Origin of the sequence: Leuconostoc gasicomitatum LMG 18811 (assembly GCF_000196855.1) — a bacterium.
GTDB classification, from domain to species: domain Bacteria; phylum Bacillota; class Bacilli; order Lactobacillales; family Lactobacillaceae; genus Leuconostoc; species Leuconostoc gasicomitatum.
This window is the reverse complement of record NC_014319.1, coordinates 1,415,776-1,434,912: the sequence shown is the minus strand read 5'-3', so window position 1 is coordinate 1,434,912 and position 19,137 is coordinate 1,415,776. Positions and strand designations below refer to the sequence as shown.

Genomic DNA, 19,137 nt, shown 5'->3' with positions numbered 1-19,137 from the left:
TTTTGAGTGTAAAACTCAAAGGTGTCGTATTGATAGCATAGAGGACACACCTGTTCCCATTCCGAACACAGAAGTTAAGCTCTATCACGCCGAAAGTAGTTGCCGGATCGCTGGCTGCGAGGATAGGAAGATGCGGTGCCGTACATAGAGAGTACTCTGAGAAGGGTACTTTTTTTGTGTCTTGATAATTGAGGGCCATATACTTTCTTAAGAAAATTTGTTATAATTAGCTTATTAGTATCTAAGGAGGCAATATTCTATGGCTATGATTACATTATTTTCATCACCAAGTTGTACTTCTTGCCGAAAAGCAAAATTGTGGTTAGAAAACCATAATATTCCTTATATTGAACGTGATGTGAATAAAGAGCCATTGCGTGCTGAGGAAGTTAAGGAAATACTGAGATTAACTGAAGATGGAACGGAAGAGCTTATTTCTAAGCGTTCAAAGATATTTTCTAAATTAAATTTGGATCTTGACAGTATGTCTATTAATAAGTTTATCGAATTAATAGTGGATAATCCTTCTTTATTGAAACGACCAATTATTATGGATGATCATCGTATGCAAGTTGGATACAATGATGACGAAATCCGTCGTTTTTTACCCCGTGATATACGTCAGCGTGAACTTATTCGTGCAACATTTAAAGCTGATTTTGGAGAAAAAGCAAAGGATTTAGTAGTTGAGCGTGATTAGGATGGTTCAGTTTTCTAACTATTTTTGTCATAATATTCCTAAAAATAAATGAAAGGCGGCTATTAAATTATGGAAATGGAAAGAATTAATGATAATACAATTCGTGTTATGATTGAGAATACTGATTTAAAGGAACGCGGCATTTCTGTTATGGAATTACTAGGAGATCACGATAAAATAGAATCTTTTTTTTATAATATTTTATCTGAAGTTGATGTTGACCATGATTTTAGTGATGATGATCAGGTAAGCTTTCAGATTTTACCAAATCGTAATGGGTTGGAATTATTTATTTCAAGATTAGACAATGACAATCAAGTAGGTGATGTTATTAATAATTTGATGAGTTACACCAAAAATAAATTGGAGACCATCGACGATATTACCGATGAAAGACGCACTGATTTACAACAAAATGACAATAGCTTAATTACTTCAAATTCTGCCAAATCTCAAAAAGTAGCAACAAATTCTGATGTTGTGACAAATTCTGAATTGATTTTGAAGATTACAAATTTTGAGGCGATCATTGCGATTTCAAAAATAGATCAAATGAAAAATGTTTTGTCGGATTTGTATCGGTATAACGGTGTGTTTTATCTTGTATTGACATTTTCTACTGATAAAATGGCACCGGAAAAGATTGCGGATGAGAAATCTTTTGCCATTGAATTTGCTTCAGAAAGTAATATAAAAAAAGATGTGCTGCATGAGCATGGCGAAATTGTTATGCGTGTAGATGCACTTGTCCAAATAAAAAATATTTTTAGATGAGCACGTAGTTTTTTATTGTAATATAAAATCTGCGCTATTAGAAGGGATACGTTATGAATTTAGTAACAACTGTCATTATAGTTGTTGTTGTGTGGGGTTTAGTCGCTTTAGGAAGTTGGCTATGGGTGCTTTTATCTGCAAAAACTAGTGCTGTATTGCTTAAACCAATTGATTTTTCAAAAAAAGTTGCAAATGAAAATGGGCAGATTGTTGATGTGAGAGAATCTGCTGCATACAAACGTTCGCATATAATGGGTGCTCGCAATATACCGATGGCTAATTTTTCACAGGGGAAATCTGGCTTACGAAAAGATCGCGATATTTTCTTGTATGATGAACGATTACGTGATGTGGCCCGAGTCGGTAAATCTTTGAAAAAACAGGGCTATCATAAAAGTAAAATATTTATTTTACGTGGTGGTTTTAGTCAATATGATGGCAAAACTACAAAATAACTAATATTAAGCTAAACTGCACTTAGAAAAGTCTAAGTGTTTTTTTGTCTGAAAAATTATAGTAAATTTTTTCAGATAAAAAGTGTATAATAAAAGGTGTAATATGTAAGCGGTTACAATAAAAGGAGTATTAGTCATGCGCTATATTAATTATTTTAATCAAGATGCCTATACAAATATTGCGATGGATGCTTGGTTACTGAAAAATTTAAAACCAAAGGAACCTGTGTTTTCATTATGGCAAAATAAACGTGCTGTAATTGTTGGTGAGAATCAAAACACATTTTCTGAGGTTAATTCTGACTATGTTGATTCGCACAACGTCGAAGTTGTGCGACGCGTATCTGGAGGTGGCGCAGTTTATCATGATTTAGGAAATATTTGTTTTACATTTTTTGTACCTGTATCTAGCAGTGCACGGGTCGACTTTCATCAATTCGTTCAACCCATGGCTGATGCATTGGAGTCACTTGGGATCCATGTAGATATATCTGGCAGAAATGATTTGGAAATTGAAGGGAAAAAGGTGTCAGGTAATGCACAGCGTTATGCTGGTGGGTATTTGATGCATCATGGTACGTTGCTTTGGGATACTGACGTGGACGCAATGGTTCGCTCATTAAACGTTGCGGACGAAAAATTCATCTCTAAAGCGGCTAAATCGGTTCGCGCTCGTGTTGGTAACATCAAGGATTACGCGCCAAAAGATTTAACGATTGACAAGTTTATTGACCAATTATCTTATTACCTAACAAATGAGGGGCAAGATGGTGAATACAAACTAAATGCTAATCAAAAATCTGATATTTTAATGTTACGAGATAAAAAATTTTCTCAGTGGTCATGGAATTATGGTCAAAGTCCACAATTTATGTATAATAACCATGCAAAATTTAGTGGTGGCAGTATTGATGTTCAGATTGATGTGCATGATGGTAAGATAACAGATCTTAATTTTACGGGTGACTTCTTGGGGGTTCGAGATTGGCGAGAGATGAAGTCACAATTGCTTGGCATACCATTCACATATGAATATGTTGCTAATATTTTAGAGAAAAATAAAGATGGTCAGTACTTTGGCAGCATTACAAATAATGAGTTGTTAGAGACGTTTTTTCAGAAAGATGAGGTAGAAACTAATGCGTGATGTCGTTGTAGCAAATAAGGAAATTCTTGATTTTGATAATCAAATGCAAATACAAGATGATGTGTTTCCAGTATTGCATATTTTAGACAGTAATGGTGAAATTGTTGATAGTGAATCTTTGCAAAGAGCTCAGTTAACTGAGGAAGATTTTATAAATATCATGAAGCGTATGTTGCTAAGTCGCCAATTAGATATTCGTTCAACCAAATTGGCAAAACAAGGACGTTTTGGATTTTTTGCACCAACTGCTGGACAAGAAGCTTCTCAAATGGCTTCATCATATGCTTTTAAAGATGAAGATTGGTTAATGCCAGGGTATCGCGATATTCCTCAGATTGTTGTTAAAGGCTGGCCAATTTGGAAGGCAATTTTATGGTCACGTGGTCATGCATTAGGTAATGTATTTACAACTGAAGAAGGTAAACCGGTTAATTCATGGATGCCACAAATTATTATTGGTGCGCAATACGTGGAAGCAGCGGGCATTGCTCTTGGTATGAAAAAGCGTCAAAAAGATGCGGTTGCTTATGCCTATACAGGAGAAGGTGGTTCATCGCAAGGTGATTTTTATGAAGGCGTAAATTTTGCAGGTGCTTATAAAGCGAATGCGGTTTTCTTTATACAAAATAACGGCTTTGCTATTTCGACACCCCGTGCGTTGCAAACTGCAGCAACGCATTTGGCCGCAAAAGGTTGGGCTGCAGGTGTACCCAGTATTGTTGTTGATGGGAACGATCCCATTGCAGTCTACTTGGCATCAAAGGAAGCAAGGGCTTGGGCAACGAGTGGCAAAGGGCCTGTGTTAATTGAAACGCTTACTAACCGTTTAGAGGCACATTCTACTGCTGGTGATGATCCATTACGCTATCGTACACAAGCCGATATTGACGCTGCTTGGAAAAAAGAGCCATTAATCCGAATGCGTCAATATATGACTGGTCAAGGTATTTGGGATGAAGATAAAGAAACAGCTTATATTGCTGAGGTCAATGCACTTATTGATGATCAAATTAAAATAGCGGATAAGGTTTCTAAGCAGAAAATTTCTGACTTTATCAAAAACACACTTGAAGTACCAAGCTATGCGATGGCTGAGCAAATTACCAAGTTTGAAAGCGAGGGAAAGTAACATGGCTGTTAAAAGTTATATTGATGCGGTTCGTGAAGCGATGGACTTAGCGTTAGAGAAAGACAATAATGTTTTAATTTTTGGTGAAGATGTTGGTAAAAACGGTGGTGTATTCCGAGCAACAGATGGGTTGCAAGCAAAATATGGTGAAGATCGTGTTTTCAACACACCCCTAGCAGAATCTGGTATTGGTGGATTAGCCATTGGCCTGACGACACAAGATTATCGGCCAATCATGGAAATTCAATTTTTCGGTTTTGTATTTGAAGTGATGGACTCTATTGCTGGTCAAATGGCTCGTAATCGATATCGATTTAATGGTACACGTAATATGCCCATTGTTGTACGATCGCCTTATGGTGGTGGCACTAAGACACCTGAAATGCATGCAGATAATCTTGAAGGCATAGTGGCACAGATTCCTGGAATTCGTGTAGTTATGCCAGCTAATCCAGCGGATGCAAAAGGATTACTCTTGAGTGCAGTTGAATCTAATGATCCTGTTGTTTTTTTGGAGAATATACATTTGTATCGTTCAATGAAAGGTGACGTGCCCCAAGGATACTATACAACACCGTTAGATAAAGCGGCAGTTGTCCATGAAGGTTCGGATGTGTCAATTATTTCATACGGCGGCGGTGTGCCAGTTGCTTTGAAAGCGGCAGAAGAGCTAGATAAAAATGGTATCTCAGCAGAAGTGTTAGATCTACGCACGGTGTCGCCTCTTGATATTCAAGGTATTGGTGATACGGTTACTAAAACTGGTCGGGTTGTTGTTGTTCAAGAGGCACAACGCATGGCAGGTATTGGTGCAAGTATTATGAGTGAAATTTCTGAACGATTTATCCTGAGTTTGAAAGCACCGATTGGACGTATTGCGGCACCAGATTCAGTTTATCCCTTTGGACAAGCAGAAAATGATTGGATGATTAAATCTGATGATGTTGTGGCCAAGGTAATGGAGGTTGTGAATTATGACTGAGATTTTTAAAATGCCTGATATTGGTGAAGGCATGGCTGAGGGAGATATTACATCATGGCTCATTAAGGTCGGAGATGTAGTGGCTATGGATGACCCTGTTGCTGAAGTTCAAAATGATAAATTAATTCAAGAAATTTTATCACCTTACGCTGGTAAAGTGACGAAATTATTTGTCGAAGCAGGTACAACTGTTGAAGTTGGTGATTCATTAATTGAATTTGATGGTGATGGCAGTGGTGAAGCTGCAAGTGGTCAAGAACCGGATAAGGTGGATAAGAAGCAAGTTTCTGAAGTACCATTAAAAAATCCTACTGTACCAACTGAAACAGTGACGAGTCCGCAAACAGAAAGCATCGTACACGTTGCTAATGGTCATGTTTTAGCTATGCCTTCAGTTCGTCATTTGGCTTATGAAAAAGGAATTGATCTTACAAAAATTATGCCTAGTGGTCGTCATGGACACGTTACTTTGTCTGATGTTGAAAAATTCCAAGATGTTGGTGAAACAACACCGGAGATTAATGCACAACAAGTAGTTAAAACAACAGAAGCGCTTAGCACGAATAATAGTTCTTCTCTGGCTGCACCTGAACCATTACGAGAGGGTCGTCAACCATTAACAGCAGTACGTAGGGCAATTGCTAAAGCAATGACTACACAAAATGCCAATATTCCATCGGTTACTAATTTTGATTCAGTTGAGGTTAGTAAGTTAGTGGCTCATCGTCAAATATTTAAAACGCAAGCCGCTAATGATGGCATTCACTTGACATATTTAGCATATGTTGTGAAAGCATTAGCTGCCACAGCAAAAAAATTCCCAGAATTGAATGCTAGTTTAGATATGGCAACACAAGAAGTCATCTACCATGATGATGTTAATATGGGTGTAGCAGTTAGCACAGCATCAGGATTGTATGTACCAGTGATTGGACATGCGGATCAAAAGTCAATTTTGACCATTGCTTCAGAGATTTCTGAACTTGCTGAAGCAGTTCGTACTGGAACCATTCGCCCTCAGCAAATGCAAGGTGGGACGATTACGATTTCTAATTTAGGATCAGCACGGGGCACATGGTTCACCCCAATTATTAATGGTAAAGAAGTCGCTATCTTGGGGCTGGGTTCAATTTTGAAAGAACCTATTGTCAATGAAAATGACGATCTTACAATTGGTCAAAATATGAAGCTATCACTGAGCTATGATCATCGTCTAATTGATGGCATGCTTGGGCAATCAGCTATGAACTATTTGAAGCAATTATTGACCGATCCGGCTTATATGTTAATGGAGGTGTAATCATGGTTGTTGGTGCACAAGCGCGTGAAATTGATACAGTAGTGATTGGTTCTGGACCTGGTGGTTATGTTGCTGCGATTCGTGCGGCTGAGTTAGGCCAAAAAGTTACTATTATTGAACGGGATGCGATTGGTGGTGTTTGCCTAAATGTTGGGTGTATACCATCAAAGGCTTTAATTAATGTTGGTCATCATTATCGTACAGCAACAGCGACAACACCTTTTGGTTTAACGACGACTGGGGCAGAGCTTGACTGGCATCAGGTTCAAGATTGGAAACAAAATAAAGTTGTTAATACTTTAACTAGTGGCGTTGAAATGTTGCTTAAAAAACATCATGTGGAAATCATTAAAGGCGAAGCAAGATTTAATGATAATGCGACACTAAACGTATTACAAGAAGACGGCCATGAATTATTGCAGTTTAATAATGCTATTCTGGCAACTGGTTCGCGTCCAGTAGAATTAGCTAGCATGCCATTTGGTGGTCGAATTATTGATTCAACTGGTGTTTTGAGTTTGACTGATATACCAAAAAAGTTGATTATTGTGGGTGGTGGCGTGATTGGCTCTGAGTTAGGTGGGGCTTATGCTAATTTGGGAACGCAGGTGACAATCATTGAAGGTTTAGATCACACGTTAAACGGCTTTGATCACGAAATGACTAAGCCGGTATTAAATGATTTCACAAGCCGTGGTGGTGTAATTGTGACGTCTGCAGTTGCTAAATCAGCAGAACAAACAACAGATGATGTGACATTAACCTATGAAGCTGCTGGTAAGGAACAAACGATCACCGGAGATTATTTATTGGTGGCGGTTGGTCGCCGTGTGAATACGGACGATGTTGGACTTAATAATACAGATATTAAATTGTCAGATCATGGTGTGATAGAAGTTGCTGATAATATGCAGACAAGTGTTGCACATATCTATGCGATTGGTGATATTACCGCAGGTCCACAGCTTGCACATAAAGCTAGTTTTCAAGCAAAAATTGCGGCTGGTGCAATTGCAGAAGACCCACAAGCCCATGATTTACACTATTCACTGCCTGCCGTGGCGTACACCAATTATGAGCTAGCCACAACTGGTGAAACACCAGATTCAGTAAAAGACCAAAATCTTAATGCCAAAATTTCAAAATTTCCATTTGCTGGCAATGGACGTGCTATTTCTATGGATGAGACAGTTGGTTTTATTCGACTCATTAGTGATAAAGAGACACATGCGTTACTTGGGGGTCAAATTGTTGGACCAAATGCGTCAGATTTGATTTCTGAATTATCCCTTGCAATTGAGAATGGTTTAACTACAAATGATATATCATTAACAATTCATCCACACCCAACACTGGGAGAAGCAATTATGGATACTGCCGAATTAGCTGATGGCTTACCAATTCATATTTGAATCATAATGTTCTTTTATATAAGCATGATAAAATAAAGTTGCCACGATAGTGACAACTTTATTTAGATAAGGATAAATATGGCAAAATTTACAACAACTGATGATGTGACTATTGACTATAAAATGCAGGGACAGGGGCAATCTGTGATCCTAATTGCTGGTTATTCCGGTAATCAGGCAACATGGACAGCACAAACTGATGTGTTAGTGGCTAGCGGTTTACAGGTTATTACCTATGATCGACGTAATCATGGTAAAAGTGACACGGTTAATTACGGAATGCGTCTTTCACGACATGGGAAAGATTTAGCAGAACTTATATCGGCATTGCAATTAAAAAAGCCAGTATTACTTGGTCATTCTATGGGAGCAAGTACAATTTGGGCTTATTTATCACTGTATGGGGATAATAATGTGAGAGCTGTAATCACGGAAGATCAAGTGCCAACAATGTTGCGTGATGATAATTGGCCATTTGGCATCTTTAATGCTGATATTAGCACAGTTCTCCCTGCTATTGAAAAATTACCTCATACAAAACTCACGTGTTTAAAAATTTCAACAGAAATTAAAGGTGCACTAAGCCAAGCATACCAACCATTTGATTTTCAACTAAACGCACCATTACTATTAAATAGTGCCATACAAGATTGGCGTGACGTGGTAATTCGTGAACAAGTACCACATTTGTTTTTGGCAGGTGGCGAATCACCATTGTGGTCAGCAGATCATGCAAAATTTGCATCAAAAATGGCACTTTATGGGCAGTATCATGTTTTTGATGGTGTTGGACATATTCCGCATATTGAAGCACCAGATGATTTTAATCAAATCATTCTAAATTTTATTCATACATTATAAAATCAAAATAAAAATAGTGACTAATAAACTAGATTTAGTCACTATTTTGATTTTTGGGGATGGAATTATTCAAAATTATGCAGCATTTTTGAAACTAATTCATACAAGATACATTGATTTAAATATCTTTTGAACTAATTTGTCGTTTCGATGGCTGTTACAATGTCTTCAAGTGATTGGCTACCGAAGATAACTTGGTCACTTTGATTAAATATCATGGCTGGAACACTCATAATATGATGCTTTTCGCGTATGTCAGGGAAAAGTTGTAAATCAATCATTTCAGCAGAAACGTGTGGATTAAGGGCCGCAATATGTTGGCAAGCAGCAACAACATCAGGACAAAAATGACACGTCAACGATACGCCAATAGCAATAGCGGTTTTAGGTAATTTTTTGATCCGTTCAACAAGTTGGCTATCAATAGTTTGACCGGGACCAGCAGTATTATAAATAGCCAAAACCAAGGAATTAAGTTCATGGCCGGTCGGAATACCACTAAATTGAATACCAGTGTCTAAGCCAGTTGCTGTCATTAGTTTAAAGTATGGTAAATGGTGAGCCGTTGATTGATCAATAGTTTTTGATACGAATTGAATGTGTGAATTCAATTCGCTGAATTCCTGCAAGAATGCCGTGAGTTCCCGACTTTTTTCGGAATTATTTGTTAATTGTGACAAAACAATATCTTGCTCTAACTTATTAAAAATGGGTTGGAGCTGTTGTACCAATTCATTTGCAAACCAATGGCTCTTGCGATTTTGCGTCACAGCAGGTTGTCTTTCTTCTATGGCACTTGTTTGGCTCAAAGTCGTGCGTGCTTTTTTATTCGGCACTTGTCGTGAAATCGCAATATTTAATGATTTTTTTAACGCTGTGACGTATAATTCAGCACTGGTAGCAGCGTTAGCACCATCAGAAGCAGCAGTAACAATTTGACGTAAAGGTTTTGAAATCACGTCACCGGCTGCAAAAACCCCAGGTATATTTGATTGACCTGTTGAATTAGTTAAAATATATTGATTTTCATCAAGGGTAATATCTTTTTTAAACAACTTTGTTTGTGGGTCTGTCCCAACATAGATGAACATACCAAAGGTATTATCATCTGGCGCAAGATGATATGTGGTTGTTTCGTGTGTTTGATTATTGATGAAGTGTGCTTCAGACAAATAATCTTGACCTGTAACAGAGACAACTTCAGTATATGGCAAGATTGTAATACGATCGTTCGATCGTGCGCGATCAGCTGTCAATGGGGCACAAGTAAAATCAGAAGATCTCATAACAACGGTGACATGTCGAGCAAAACGGGTGAGATAGTCTGCTTCTTCAGCGGCAGCATAGCCACCACCGATGACAAAGACTTCCAATCCACTAAATAATTCGCCATCACAAGTTGAACAATAGGCAACACCACGCCCACGAAACTCATGTTCGCCCTCAAAACCAACTTCGTGTGGTTTAGCACCAGTTGCAATGATAATACTGCGTGCACTGTAAACATCTTTTTTTCCAGTAACAGTTTTGATGTATGGTTCATTGAAATTATAATCTAGGACAGTGTCTGCTACAAAGTTAACACCAAAATCTTTTGCCTGTTGTTGCATTTTGTTAACGAGTTCAGTGCCGTCAATCGTTTCAACTGCGGGATAGTTGGCAACTATTGATGTTGTGACGACTTGACCACCAATTTGATCCCCTTCTATTATAAGCGTATCCATGGTAGCACGCCCAGCATAAATACCTGCAGATAAACCGGCTGGACCACCACCAATTATGATTGTGTCATAAATATGGTCTTTTGTCATCTTTGAGCCCTATATTATAACTTGCCAACTAAATCTAGGCTTGGCGTAATTGTGTCTTCACCTGGATGCCAATTGGCAGGGCAAACACGATCACCATGTTCAGAAACAAATTGTGCAGCTTCCAATGTACGTAAGATTTCTTCAGCATTGCGACCAATACCCATATTATTGATGGTGTATGATTGAATCTTGCCTTCAGGGTTGACAATGAAAACAGCTCGGAAAGCTAAGCCAGCTTCTTCATCAAGAACGTTGAAGAAGCGTGCTAATTTGCCAGCAGGATCGGCTAGCATTGGATATTTAATTTTAGCAATTGTATCAGTAGCTTCAGCCCAAGCTTTGTGGACAAATTCGCTATCTTCTGAAACTGAATAAATCTCGGTGTTAGCTTTTTGGAAAGCAACGTAGTGATCAGCTAAGTCACCTAATTCTGTTGGGCAAACAAATGAGAAATCGGCAGGGTAGAAAAAGTAGACGCCCCATTTTCCCAAAGTATCTTCTTTTGTGACTGAAGTAACGTCACCGTTATGGTATGCGTTGACAGAAAAGTCGGCGATTTCTTGGTTAATAAAGTTAGTTATCATGATTTTCCTCCTTTTAAATTACAATCATTCTAAACTAATTTCATTATACTACTTTACTAATAAAAAATGTCAGTTTATTGTTACGAGAATAAAAAAATTAAGTTCGTTAAAAGTTATCGTGTAATTGAGTTAGACATTTGATTTCTGGGTTAACATGAGATATTTAATCAACAATTAAAGGGGTTCAAAGCCGCCATATAGCAATTTGAAACTATGTTTTGTCAGATTATTGCATACACTCATGAGAGAAGAATAACTTATTAAACAAAAATAAAACCACGCGTTCATCAAAACTTATTGATGAACGCGTGGTTTTATTTTTGTTCTTAGTATCGTGATTGGTGTGCCGCAACACTGCGACGAATTGCTTGTTTTGAAACTTCTTCATGATGTTCTTCTGCTTGTTGTGCCGGCTTAATAATTGTGTGACGATAACTAAGTGCCGTAGCAGCAGCTAGAGCAGCTGAACTTAAAATACCAACAATAACGCCTGACTTAAATGATTTCATAATAGTAACAACCTCTTTCTTAAGTTTTATTAAAGTCTATTATCAACTATTTTGACGCATTTGTAAATGAATTTAGTATAATTAACTTATGACTATTAAAACACAAATTATTGCGCATCGTGGCTACCGTGCTGTCGCACCGGAAAATACTTTGCCGGCTTTTGAAGCGGCTTTGGCTTATCAACCAGATATGTTAGAAATGGATGTTCATCGGACTTTAGATGGACATCTGGTAGTTATTCATGATGAAAAAGTTGATCGCACGACAAATGGTACGGGATTTGTTAAAGACATGACTTTAGCTGAAATTAAGTCGCTAGATGCTGGTATTTATAAAGAACCAAAAATGGTTGGTGTAACTATTCCAACTTTTGATGAGTTTTTAACTTTTTTGCGGGCACAAAAGTTTGACCAGACACTGATGTTAGAAATAAAAACAGATCATGTTTCTTATCCGGGTATCGAGAAAGAAATATTGGACAAAATTGACATATATAAACCGGCATATCATGTGTTGTACCAAAGTTTCAACTTGAATTCATTAAAAATTGTCCGGCAATTACAACCAAAGGCAGATATTGCAGCATTAGTATATTGGGCGACACCGATCGTTTATTGGTTAAAATGGCGAGGTGTTTTTGACTATATTCATTCAGATATTCGGATTTTAAAAAATAAGCCAAGGATTTTTTGGCGACCTAACATGCATATAAGAACTTGGACTGTTGATAACGAAGCTGATATGCGACGTGTTTTTAAGGCTGGTTTACGAGGTATGATTACAAATAAAGTGGCATTAGCCACCAAGATACGTCGAGAAATTCAGGGGGATGAACATGACTAAACTGGTTGTTATTACGGGTCCGACTGCGTCGGGTAAAAGTGATTTATCCATTGCCATGGCACAAAAATTTAATGGCGAAATTATTTCCGCCGATGCGATGCAAATTTATCGTAAGCTAGACGTTGGTACAGCAAAAGTGACAAAGGCTGAACGTGCATTAGTACCACATCATTTGATAGATATCGTTGATATGACAAGCCAATTCTCTGTGGCTGATTTTATTGCTCGCGCTGATGAGGTAATTGCTGATATTGTATCACGTGGTAAATTACCGATTATCACAGGTGGGACGGGATTCTATGTCAAAGCATTACTTGGTGAACAACCACTTGATTTTGTAGTAAGTGACGAACAGGAGGTCAACGATTTAAAACAACGCGATTTATCTGAACTGATGCGGACATTACAAATTCTTGATAGCACCTTGGCAGAAAAAGTTGATCAGCATAATAAGCAACGTGTCATTCGAGCGATTCAAATCGCCCGCCATGGTGCACATAGCATAAAACAGATACGTCCTAAATATGAGTCACTAGTTGTTGGTATTGATTGGCCACGTGATATGTTATACGAGCGGATTAATTCACGAGCTCAGAAAATGATTGATGCGGGTTTGTTAGCAGAAGCGCAGCTTATTTTAGATGCCGGTGGTGAGGATTGTCAAGCGGGGAAAGCTATTGGTTATAAAGAATTTTTCCCATATTTAATTGGTCAATCAACGCTAAATGAGTCTATAGCAGACATGCAACAAGACTCAAGACGCTATGCTAAACGTCAACTAACCTATCTTAGACATCAAATTCCAGGATTGATTTGGATTAATGGGGAAGTAGCAAAGGCAGAATTGTCTATGCTTATTGAATCGTGGATATAAAAATGATGATTTAGTTGGCAGTGTATTGTTTAGCAGAATTGAACGTGTAAAAACGCTAATATTGCTGTTTAAAAAAATAATGACATCCATGTTTGATTATGATGGATGTCATTATTTTTTTATGACGAAACATTATATTTTTGATTCAGTATAATCGTCTGTATCAAATTGTTCGGTTTGATCTAACTGTAACATTTGTGCTTGGTTAATTTCTTTGAAAAGTGTACTAGCCATTGTTTGGACAATAGAACCGCCAGAAACACCTTGTTGTACGAAGTCATACTCATATTGGAATGCCTGAATGTAAAGTGCACTACTAACCGGCGCAGATTCGTCTTTGTAATCACGCTTCACACGGTTGAAGAAGCGATTCATTGCCTCACGAACGAAATAAATATGATCATTATCATTGTGTTTGGCATCAAGACGTTCACGTAACTTATCATCTAAATAAATGTCTGTAGCGTGAGTCAAATCGTTGTTGAGCGCAATGAGTTCATCACGTGTGTCAGTCCATTTTTTAATGTTTGCAGCAAATGTGCTATCAGTTGCTAATTTATTTTTTCGGAAGCGCTCACGTTGCGCACGTGTAATAACGCCATTTGCGATGTGCCAAGTTGTTTCGCGTGCATATCGACGTAAAGTACGTTTGAGTTGATGCTTGAATGACATAGTCTGCTTTGGACCATTATTGCGTGTGCGTTGTAGAACTTTAGCGTATATGCCAATTACGTTTGGGCTGTAAGTTTGCGTGATAGAATCACTGTGAATATACGCCAAAGCAAAATCTTGTGTATCTGCTAGTAGTTCAAGAAATTGTGGTGAAGCATTTTTTCTATCATCCATCATGAATAATTTATTTTTTTGTGACTGAAGTTGTGTTGACAGTGTTTCACGGATATTATGATCTGATACATGATCAAGAATTTTTAGTGAAGCGTAATCTATCATTTTATCACGGGTTTGGTTGAGATCAGTTACTGTATAGGATTCGATTTTTGCAGGTAATTGTAACGGTAAAACAATGGCGCTAACAAGCATACTGATTAAAATAACTAAAGTTGCAACAATAATGAGTGTTTCACGGTAGGGGAATGCATGACCTGCAATTTTATAAGGTAAAGAAAAAGCCATGGCTAACGTCACAGTGCCGTGCACACCGCTAATAGCAAAAATACGAGCATAAAATTTGTGCTGTTTATTATTACGATCACCAAAAAATAGTGTGAAACTATTTGATTTACGGCGATTCTGTTTATTATTATTGTCACGTAAGGCCCAAAAGTATCGTAAAATCAGCATGATGACATAAATCAAGACACTCAAAGCTGTGAGTTGTAATGTAGCAGACACACCAAGTTTTGTGATTGATAACCATACGCTTGGTAACGAAATACCTAAAATTAGGAAAACAATATCATTTAATACATCCGCAATGGTTTGCCAAATCGTCCGCGAGGTTAATTGCACAGTTGTCGAAGTTAAACGTAGGCGGCTTGATTCCCAATTATGAACCATACCAGTTGCCACGACTGCCAAAATACCAGAAGTTCCTATGTGTTCAGCGAGTAAATAAACAGCAAATGGGGTTAATAAACTAATAGGAATGATCGTCGTTTCAGGGTTTGACGCACGTTGTTGTAAATTAACGCGTAAGGTTACAATGAGAAAGCCTAGAACTGTACCAACAAGGACACCACCAATTGCCACAAAGAAAAAATGTTCTAATCCATGCACAACTGAAAAAGTGCCTTGTGATAAAACAGACAGTGCTAAATCTAACATCACTAGTCCAGTAGCATCATTAAAAAGTGACTCGAGTTCTAGGGCTTCACCAACACCTTCAGGCATATCAGTGCCTGCTGTTAATGATTTAACGGCTACAGCATCGGTGGGTGTGATAATAGCAGCCAATGTAATAGCTAAGGGCAGTGTCCAAGTGACTTCAATGTGATTGGTAATAATACCAACAATAAGCGTTGTCATCACGGCTAAAACGACTGATAATAGCCAAATACCTTCAAAACGTTGTTTGATTTTAGCAAATGATTGTTTTTGACCATCAATAAACATGATTGGCGCGATAATCATTAACATAAAAAATTCAGGTTCCAGTTCAAAGTTTTTAAAAATTGATGTAAATGACATGACAACACCAACAGCAATTAAAATAAAGGCTTCAGGTATTTTGGGGATGAATTCTTTAATAATATTGGTTGCAATAACACCAATCAATAGTAAAGCTAGTGTATATAAAGTAGTCATGTTGCTCCTTATGAATTTTGTAGCGGGCAAATTATGTCAAATTAAAGAGTCATGGCAAAACGCAAACGTCGTTTAACTCATTATAATGAATCGCGTAGTTGAATTGTAGACGGGATCCGGATGTTTTTGGGCAGAAGGCCATGTTCGTTTATAATCAAATTCAATTTTTCAGCAGCGGTACGCCCGATTTCTTGAGGATTTTGTGAAATAGAAGCAATTGCAGGGGAAATCATATCTGCAAATCGATCATCGTCATAGCCAATCAATCCGATATCTTCGGGTACACGTATCTGTTGTGTTTTTAAAAAACGGACAACAGACCATAGCACTTGCCCATTCAGTGCAAAAAGAGCTGTTCGCTGATAAGTGGCTAAGGTAGTTTTTAGAATTGATTGCCAATTGGAATCATCGATTTCAATCAAGTGAACTGTTATCTGACTCCCAGTCAGACCCGCTTTTAAACCATTGTAGCGATTCATACGACTTGATACACCAGTAATACGATTGGCTAATACGATAACTGTATCGTAATGTTTTGTTTTAAATATTTTAGCGAGGTCAACTGATTTTTGAAAATTATCAGACACGACAGCAGGCCAAGTAAACGGTTCGGTGTAACGATCGACTTGCACCACTGGTGTTTTTTTATTGATTAAAAACTGATAGTGATCGGGTTGATGAACTAGTGGCTGCAAAATTATACCATCTACTTGTTCGGTCATCATTTTTTCTAAATTACTTAATTCGCGATCAATATTATTGTCAGCGTCCATAATTAAAACTTGATAATGTGTTTTTTGAAAATAGTCACCAATACCTTTTAGCAAACGAGAGGTGTACATATTAGAAATATCGGCTACAGAGACGCCAATTAAAAAAGAATTGCGTGCTTTTAAGGCTTGTGCTTGTCTATTGGGGCGATAATCAAGTTCGGCAATTGTTTCTTCAATACGAACTTTTGTTGTTTTTGACATATTATCGAATTTATCATTTAAATAACGAGAAATTGTTGTTTTTGAAACGCCAGCTTTTGCAGCAATATCGTTAATTGTGATTTTTTTATCCATGAAGACATTATACGCTAAATTAAAAATAAGGGCTTGACAAAAATTTGGAAGCGTTTACAATAGATCTTGTAAACCGGTTTCCGAAAACGATAAACTAAAAAAGGACAAATGATGGCAAAAGAAAAAATGAGTATCAATCCTGAGAAATTTGCACTACAGTTCATTGCATCTGTCAATTTTGACTTTGATGAAAAAGAACTTGAGAGTATGGCTAAAAAAGAGTTAGCAGCTTATCTTTCTGCTTATTTTCTTGTTGAAAAATTCAATAAAATTGAAAGTCAGAATTTTGATAAATCACAACCACTTGATTTATCAGATTTAGGTTTTGACGCGTTATTGAAACATGTTGCAGATTTAAACAAATATTAAGGAGTATCTTATGAAAAAATCACAAATTGTTTTGAATCATTTAGTGTTCGCATCAGATCGTGAAAATGGCGGGCAACAGTTAGATATGTTAAAAAAAGTCGTTGGTTTTGGAATTCAATCTGCTGAGTTACGACGTGAATATTTTGATGATATCATTGCAGAAACACCGGCTATCGCAGCTTATGCTCAATCAGAAAATCTGCGTCTTTTCTATTCGGTACCCGATGACTTGTTTGTTAATCATCGCGTTAATCCAAAGCTGAGTCAGTATTATCATGAAGCGATTCAGTTAGGTGTTAGTGTTATCAAGTTTAATACGGGAGATTTTGAAACCTTATTGCCAGAAGACATTGCGGCAATAGATAAACTATTAAAACTTGGCATTCAAACAAATATTGAAAACGACCAAACACAGACATCTGGTAAAATGCACGCTATTGAAAAGTTCATGACAGCAGCGCATGCAGCAGATCTTGCAATTGGCTATGTTTATGACATGGGAAATTGGCGTTATGTGGGGGAAAATGAGCTGACAGCAGCAAAGCAGTTAGCACCATATGTCAAATATATTCATGTGAAAGATGATAAAGGTCTGGGGGATAAGGTAGTCACTGTCCCATTAAACGAAGGCGAAATTGCATGGCCAGAAATCTTGCATATATTGCCGCAAAATGTGCCAGTAGCTATTGAGTATCCAACTGCAAATGAACAGACCATTCTTGATGGTATCCAAGCACTTAAAGTGTTTAGTTGAGGTATATGATGACCAATATTATTATTAGTATTTTACTGTTATTGACGTTTGTCGGTTTCATCTACTACATTGTTAAAGGCGGCAATTTAGTGATTGGTTTCTTCATTATGGCGCTACTATGGTCAATCATCGGTCTAGTTCCTTTTAATGTCGTGATTCAAGATGTCATAGCAAAACCAGCACTTAATTATGGGCCGACAATTATATACATCGTGTTTGGCTCGTGGTTTGGTCGCGTATTAGTGGATTCTGGTATTGCCGGATCCATTTCTGCTCAAACTGAAAAAGTTGGTCGGAAGGCGCCGATTCTCGCGGCAATATTAGTTGTATTAGTCACAGCCCTTATTTTTTCTTCAGCTTATGGTGTCGGATCAGTTATTGCAATTGGGGTTATTTTGATTCCAATTCTGTTGTCCATTGGTGTCCCTAAAAAGGTGGCTATTCCAGCATTTACGATGGCTATTGGTGCGCCAATGTATATTAATGTGGTCTTGTTTAATCAAATTAAAGCTTTTTTTCCATCAGTTAGTTTCTCTGGTAAATATTTAATTTTTGGTCTAGCAGCCATGAGTGTTCAATTGATTGGTGTGATTATTTTTATTTTAGTGAATAGTAAAAGTATTAAAAACGGTAAAATTGAAACGATTGCTACCAATAGTCAGGTTGAATTTAAAAAGACACATCCAATCACTTTTATTGTACCCATCATACCAGTTGCCCTAAATATGTTTTTTCATTGGGATGCCATTCCAGCATTGTTGTTAGCAACAATTATTGCTTTACTTTTAACTGGCCAAATGAAATCTTATACTGGCTTGGTTGCATTTATCAATAAAACAGTTTCACAAGCAATTAATGACATTTCTGGTTTAATTATATTTTTGATGGCACTGGTTATGTTTGCCGGTGCTGCTACGGTTAATGTTCCTCATTTTAAAGGCATTATTGAAGTGATCTTGCCGCATAGTCCCTTAGTTTTGGCCATAGCAGTAGGCATTTTGGCACCATTAGCCTTATTCCGTGGGCCGCTTCATGTTTGGGGTGCTGGTGCGGCAACAGCAGCAGTCTTAGCGGCAACTGGGACATTTCCACCAATTTTCTTGTTACCATTACTGTACACAGCAAGTATTATGGCAGTTTCAATCGACTTAACACAATCATGGAACACATGGGCATTAACGTATTCTAAACTTGAAACAAAAGAGTATTTAAAAATGGGTATTCCAGTGATGTGGCTAGTGTCGATTGTTAATGAATTATTAGTGTTTGCTTTTTTTGGACATTAAGACGATTAATTTAA

At 37.5% G+C, this 19,137-nt stretch carries 19 protein-coding genes and 1 rRNA gene; 15 read left to right on the top strand and 5 right to left on the bottom strand.

Annotated elements, in window-relative coordinates; all coding sequences use genetic code 11:
• Positions 1 to 22 precede the first annotated feature (22 nt).
• The 10 genes from rrf (at position 23) to LEGAS_RS06830 (ending at position 8,760) form a co-directional block, all read left to right on the top strand.
• Positions 23 to 139, top strand: a 5S ribosomal RNA gene (gene rrf / locus LEGAS_RS06875).
• A 126-nt stretch (positions 140 to 265) separates the two neighbouring features.
• Positions 266 to 700: a transcriptional regulator Spx gene (gene spx, locus LEGAS_RS06870; protein ID WP_013231804.1), complete on the top strand. Its 435-nt coding sequence runs from the start codon at positions 266 to 268 to the stop codon at positions 698 to 700.
• Between the two features lie 69 nt (positions 701 to 769).
• Positions 770 to 1,474, top strand: coding sequence for an adaptor protein MecA (locus LEGAS_RS06865; protein WP_013231803.1), 705 nt, complete (start codon positions 770 to 772; stop codon positions 1,472 to 1,474).
• 53 nt (positions 1,475 to 1,527) lie between these two features.
• Positions 1,528 to 1,929, top strand: coding sequence for a rhodanese-like domain-containing protein (locus LEGAS_RS06860; RefSeq protein WP_010382602.1), 402 nt, complete (start codon positions 1,528 to 1,530; stop codon positions 1,927 to 1,929).
• A 136-nt stretch (positions 1,930 to 2,065) separates the two neighbouring features.
• Positions 2,066 to 3,076, top strand: a complete 1,011-nt coding sequence (gene lplA / locus LEGAS_RS06855) for a lipoate--protein ligase (protein WP_010382601.1) — start codon at positions 2,066 to 2,068, stop codon at positions 3,074 to 3,076.
• Positions 3,069 to 4,205, top strand: coding sequence for a thiamine pyrophosphate-dependent dehydrogenase E1 component subunit alpha (locus LEGAS_RS06850; protein WP_013231802.1), 1,137 nt, complete (start codon positions 3,069 to 3,071; stop codon positions 4,203 to 4,205). The genes lplA and LEGAS_RS06850 overlap by 8 nt, the downstream gene beginning before the upstream one ends.
• Before the next feature lies 1 nt (position 4,206).
• A complete protein-coding gene (locus LEGAS_RS06845) occupies positions 4,207 to 5,187 on the top strand; it encodes an alpha-ketoacid dehydrogenase subunit beta (RefSeq protein ID WP_013231801.1) in 981 nt (326 codons plus the stop codon).
• The gene (locus LEGAS_RS06840; RefSeq protein WP_010390166.1) at positions 5,180 to 6,487 is read left to right on the top strand and encodes a dihydrolipoamide acetyltransferase family protein; all 1,308 of its coding nucleotides are present in this window, start codon (positions 5,180 to 5,182) and stop codon (positions 6,485 to 6,487) included. Before LEGAS_RS06845 ends, LEGAS_RS06840 begins: the two co-directional genes overlap by 8 nt.
• A 2-nt stretch (positions 6,488 to 6,489) precedes the next feature.
• The gene (gene lpdA, locus LEGAS_RS06835; RefSeq protein ID WP_010390164.1) at positions 6,490 to 7,899 is read left to right on the top strand and encodes a dihydrolipoyl dehydrogenase; all 1,410 of its coding nucleotides are present in this window, start codon (positions 6,490 to 6,492) and stop codon (positions 7,897 to 7,899) included.
• Positions 7,900 to 7,977: 78 nt separating this feature from the next.
• The gene (locus LEGAS_RS06830; protein WP_010390162.1) at positions 7,978 to 8,760 is read left to right on the top strand and encodes an alpha/beta fold hydrolase; all 783 of its coding nucleotides are present in this window, start codon (positions 7,978 to 7,980) and stop codon (positions 8,758 to 8,760) included.
• Positions 8,761 to 8,894: 134 nt separating this feature from the next.
• On the opposite strand, the gene LEGAS_RS06825 is transcribed toward LEGAS_RS06830, so the two are convergent.
• The 3 genes from LEGAS_RS06825 to LEGAS_RS06815 form a co-directional block, all read right to left on the bottom strand.
• Positions 8,895 to 10,571 (bottom strand): FAD-dependent oxidoreductase, encoded by a 1,677-nt coding sequence (locus LEGAS_RS06825; protein WP_010390160.1) that lies wholly within the window; start codon positions 10,569 to 10,571, stop codon positions 8,895 to 8,897.
• A gap of 14 nt (positions 10,572 to 10,585) precedes the next feature.
• Positions 10,586 to 11,155 carry a redoxin domain-containing protein gene (locus tag LEGAS_RS06820; RefSeq protein ID WP_010390156.1) on the bottom strand — a complete coding sequence of 190 codons (570 nt, stop codon included), beginning with the start codon at positions 11,153 to 11,155 and terminating at the stop codon, positions 10,586 to 10,588.
• A gap of 326 nt (positions 11,156 to 11,481) precedes the next feature.
• Complete coding sequence (locus LEGAS_RS06815) at positions 11,482 to 11,664, bottom strand: DUF3042 family protein (protein ID WP_010382862.1); 183 nt, start codon at positions 11,662 to 11,664, stop codon at positions 11,482 to 11,484.
• 88 nt (positions 11,665 to 11,752) lie between these two features.
• Between LEGAS_RS06815 and LEGAS_RS06810 the strand changes: the two genes are divergently transcribed.
• On the top strand, positions 11,753 to 12,508 hold the full coding sequence (locus tag LEGAS_RS06810; RefSeq protein WP_010382864.1) for a glycerophosphodiester phosphodiesterase family protein: 756 nt from the start codon (positions 11,753 to 11,755) through the stop codon (positions 12,506 to 12,508).
• Complete coding sequence (gene miaA / locus LEGAS_RS06805) at positions 12,501 to 13,382, top strand: tRNA (adenosine(37)-N6)-dimethylallyltransferase MiaA (RefSeq protein ID WP_010382865.1); 882 nt, start codon at positions 12,501 to 12,503, stop codon at positions 13,380 to 13,382. Before LEGAS_RS06810 ends, miaA begins: the two co-directional genes overlap by 8 nt.
• Positions 13,383 to 13,514: 132 nt before the next feature.
• Here miaA and LEGAS_RS06800 read toward each other — a convergent pair whose 3' ends face one another.
• Together LEGAS_RS06800 and LEGAS_RS06795 are read right to left on the bottom strand one after the other, a co-directional pair.
• A complete protein-coding gene (locus LEGAS_RS06800; protein ID WP_013231799.1) occupies positions 13,515 to 15,647 on the bottom strand; it encodes a cation:proton antiporter in 2,133 nt (710 codons plus the stop codon).
• Between the two features lie 80 nt (positions 15,648 to 15,727).
• Positions 15,728 to 16,714, bottom strand: a complete 987-nt coding sequence (locus LEGAS_RS06795) for a LacI family DNA-binding transcriptional regulator (RefSeq protein ID WP_013231798.1) — start codon at positions 16,712 to 16,714, stop codon at positions 15,728 to 15,730.
• Positions 16,715 to 16,825: 111 nt separating this feature from the next.
• Here LEGAS_RS06795 and LEGAS_RS06790 point away from each other — a divergent pair, with 111 nt between their 5' ends.
• From LEGAS_RS06790 to LEGAS_RS06780, 3 genes are read left to right on the top strand one after another with little or no spacing between them, the layout of a single operon-like run.
• The gene (locus LEGAS_RS06790) at positions 16,826 to 17,083 is read left to right on the top strand and encodes a hypothetical protein (RefSeq protein WP_010382869.1); all 258 of its coding nucleotides are present in this window, start codon (positions 16,826 to 16,828) and stop codon (positions 17,081 to 17,083) included.
• Positions 17,084 to 17,093: 10 nt separating this feature from the next.
• Positions 17,094 to 17,837, top strand: coding sequence for a sugar phosphate isomerase/epimerase family protein (locus tag LEGAS_RS06785; protein WP_010382870.1), 744 nt, complete (start codon positions 17,094 to 17,096; stop codon positions 17,835 to 17,837).
• An 8-nt stretch (positions 17,838 to 17,845) separates the two neighbouring features.
• Entirely contained in the window at positions 17,846 to 19,123 is a 1,278-nt protein-coding gene (locus tag LEGAS_RS06780) for a hypothetical protein (RefSeq protein WP_029510737.1), read from the top strand.
• Positions 19,124 to 19,137 lie beyond the last annotated feature (14 nt).

Coding starts and splice junctions, on each gene's coding strand:
- spx (WP_013231804.1), top strand. CDS start 266: ATGATTACATTATTTTCATCACCAAGTTGTACTTCTTGCCGAAAAGCA.
- LEGAS_RS06865 (WP_013231803.1), top strand. CDS start 770: ATGGAAATGGAAAGAATTAATGATAATACAATTCGTGTTATGATTGAG.
- LEGAS_RS06860 (WP_010382602.1), top strand. CDS start 1,528: ATGAATTTAGTAACAACTGTCATTATAGTTGTTGTTGTGTGGGGTTTA.
- lplA (WP_010382601.1), top strand. CDS start 2,066: ATGCGCTATATTAATTATTTTAATCAAGATGCCTATACAAATATTGCG.
- LEGAS_RS06850 (WP_013231802.1), top strand. CDS start 3,069: ATGCGTGATGTCGTTGTAGCAAATAAGGAAATTCTTGATTTTGATAAT.
- LEGAS_RS06845 (WP_013231801.1), top strand. CDS start 4,207: ATGGCTGTTAAAAGTTATATTGATGCGGTTCGTGAAGCGATGGACTTA.
- LEGAS_RS06840 (WP_010390166.1), top strand. CDS start 5,180: ATGACTGAGATTTTTAAAATGCCTGATATTGGTGAAGGCATGGCTGAG.
- lpdA (WP_010390164.1), top strand. CDS start 6,490: ATGGTTGTTGGTGCACAAGCGCGTGAAATTGATACAGTAGTGATTGGT.
- LEGAS_RS06830 (WP_010390162.1), top strand. CDS start 7,978: ATGGCAAAATTTACAACAACTGATGATGTGACTATTGACTATAAAATG.
- LEGAS_RS06825 (WP_010390160.1), bottom strand. CDS start 10,571: ATGACAAAAGACCATATTTATGACACAATCATAATTGGTGGTGGTCCA.
- LEGAS_RS06820 (WP_010390156.1), bottom strand. CDS start 11,155: ATGATAACTAACTTTATTAACCAAGAAATCGCCGACTTTTCTGTCAAC.
- LEGAS_RS06815 (WP_010382862.1), bottom strand. CDS start 11,664: ATGAAATCATTTAAGTCAGGCGTTATTGTTGGTATTTTAAGTTCAGCT.
- LEGAS_RS06810 (WP_010382864.1), top strand. CDS start 11,753: ATGACTATTAAAACACAAATTATTGCGCATCGTGGCTACCGTGCTGTC.
- miaA (WP_010382865.1), top strand. CDS start 12,501: ATGACTAAACTGGTTGTTATTACGGGTCCGACTGCGTCGGGTAAAAGT.
- LEGAS_RS06800 (WP_013231799.1), bottom strand. CDS start 15,647: ATGACTACTTTATATACACTAGCTTTACTATTGATTGGTGTTATTGCA.
- LEGAS_RS06795 (WP_013231798.1), bottom strand. CDS start 16,714: ATGGATAAAAAAATCACAATTAACGATATTGCTGCAAAAGCTGGCGTT.
- LEGAS_RS06790 (WP_010382869.1), top strand. CDS start 16,826: ATGGCAAAAGAAAAAATGAGTATCAATCCTGAGAAATTTGCACTACAG.
- LEGAS_RS06785 (WP_010382870.1), top strand. CDS start 17,094: ATGAAAAAATCACAAATTGTTTTGAATCATTTAGTGTTCGCATCAGAT.
- LEGAS_RS06780 (WP_029510737.1), top strand. CDS start 17,846: ATGACCAATATTATTATTAGTATTTTACTGTTATTGACGTTTGTCGGT.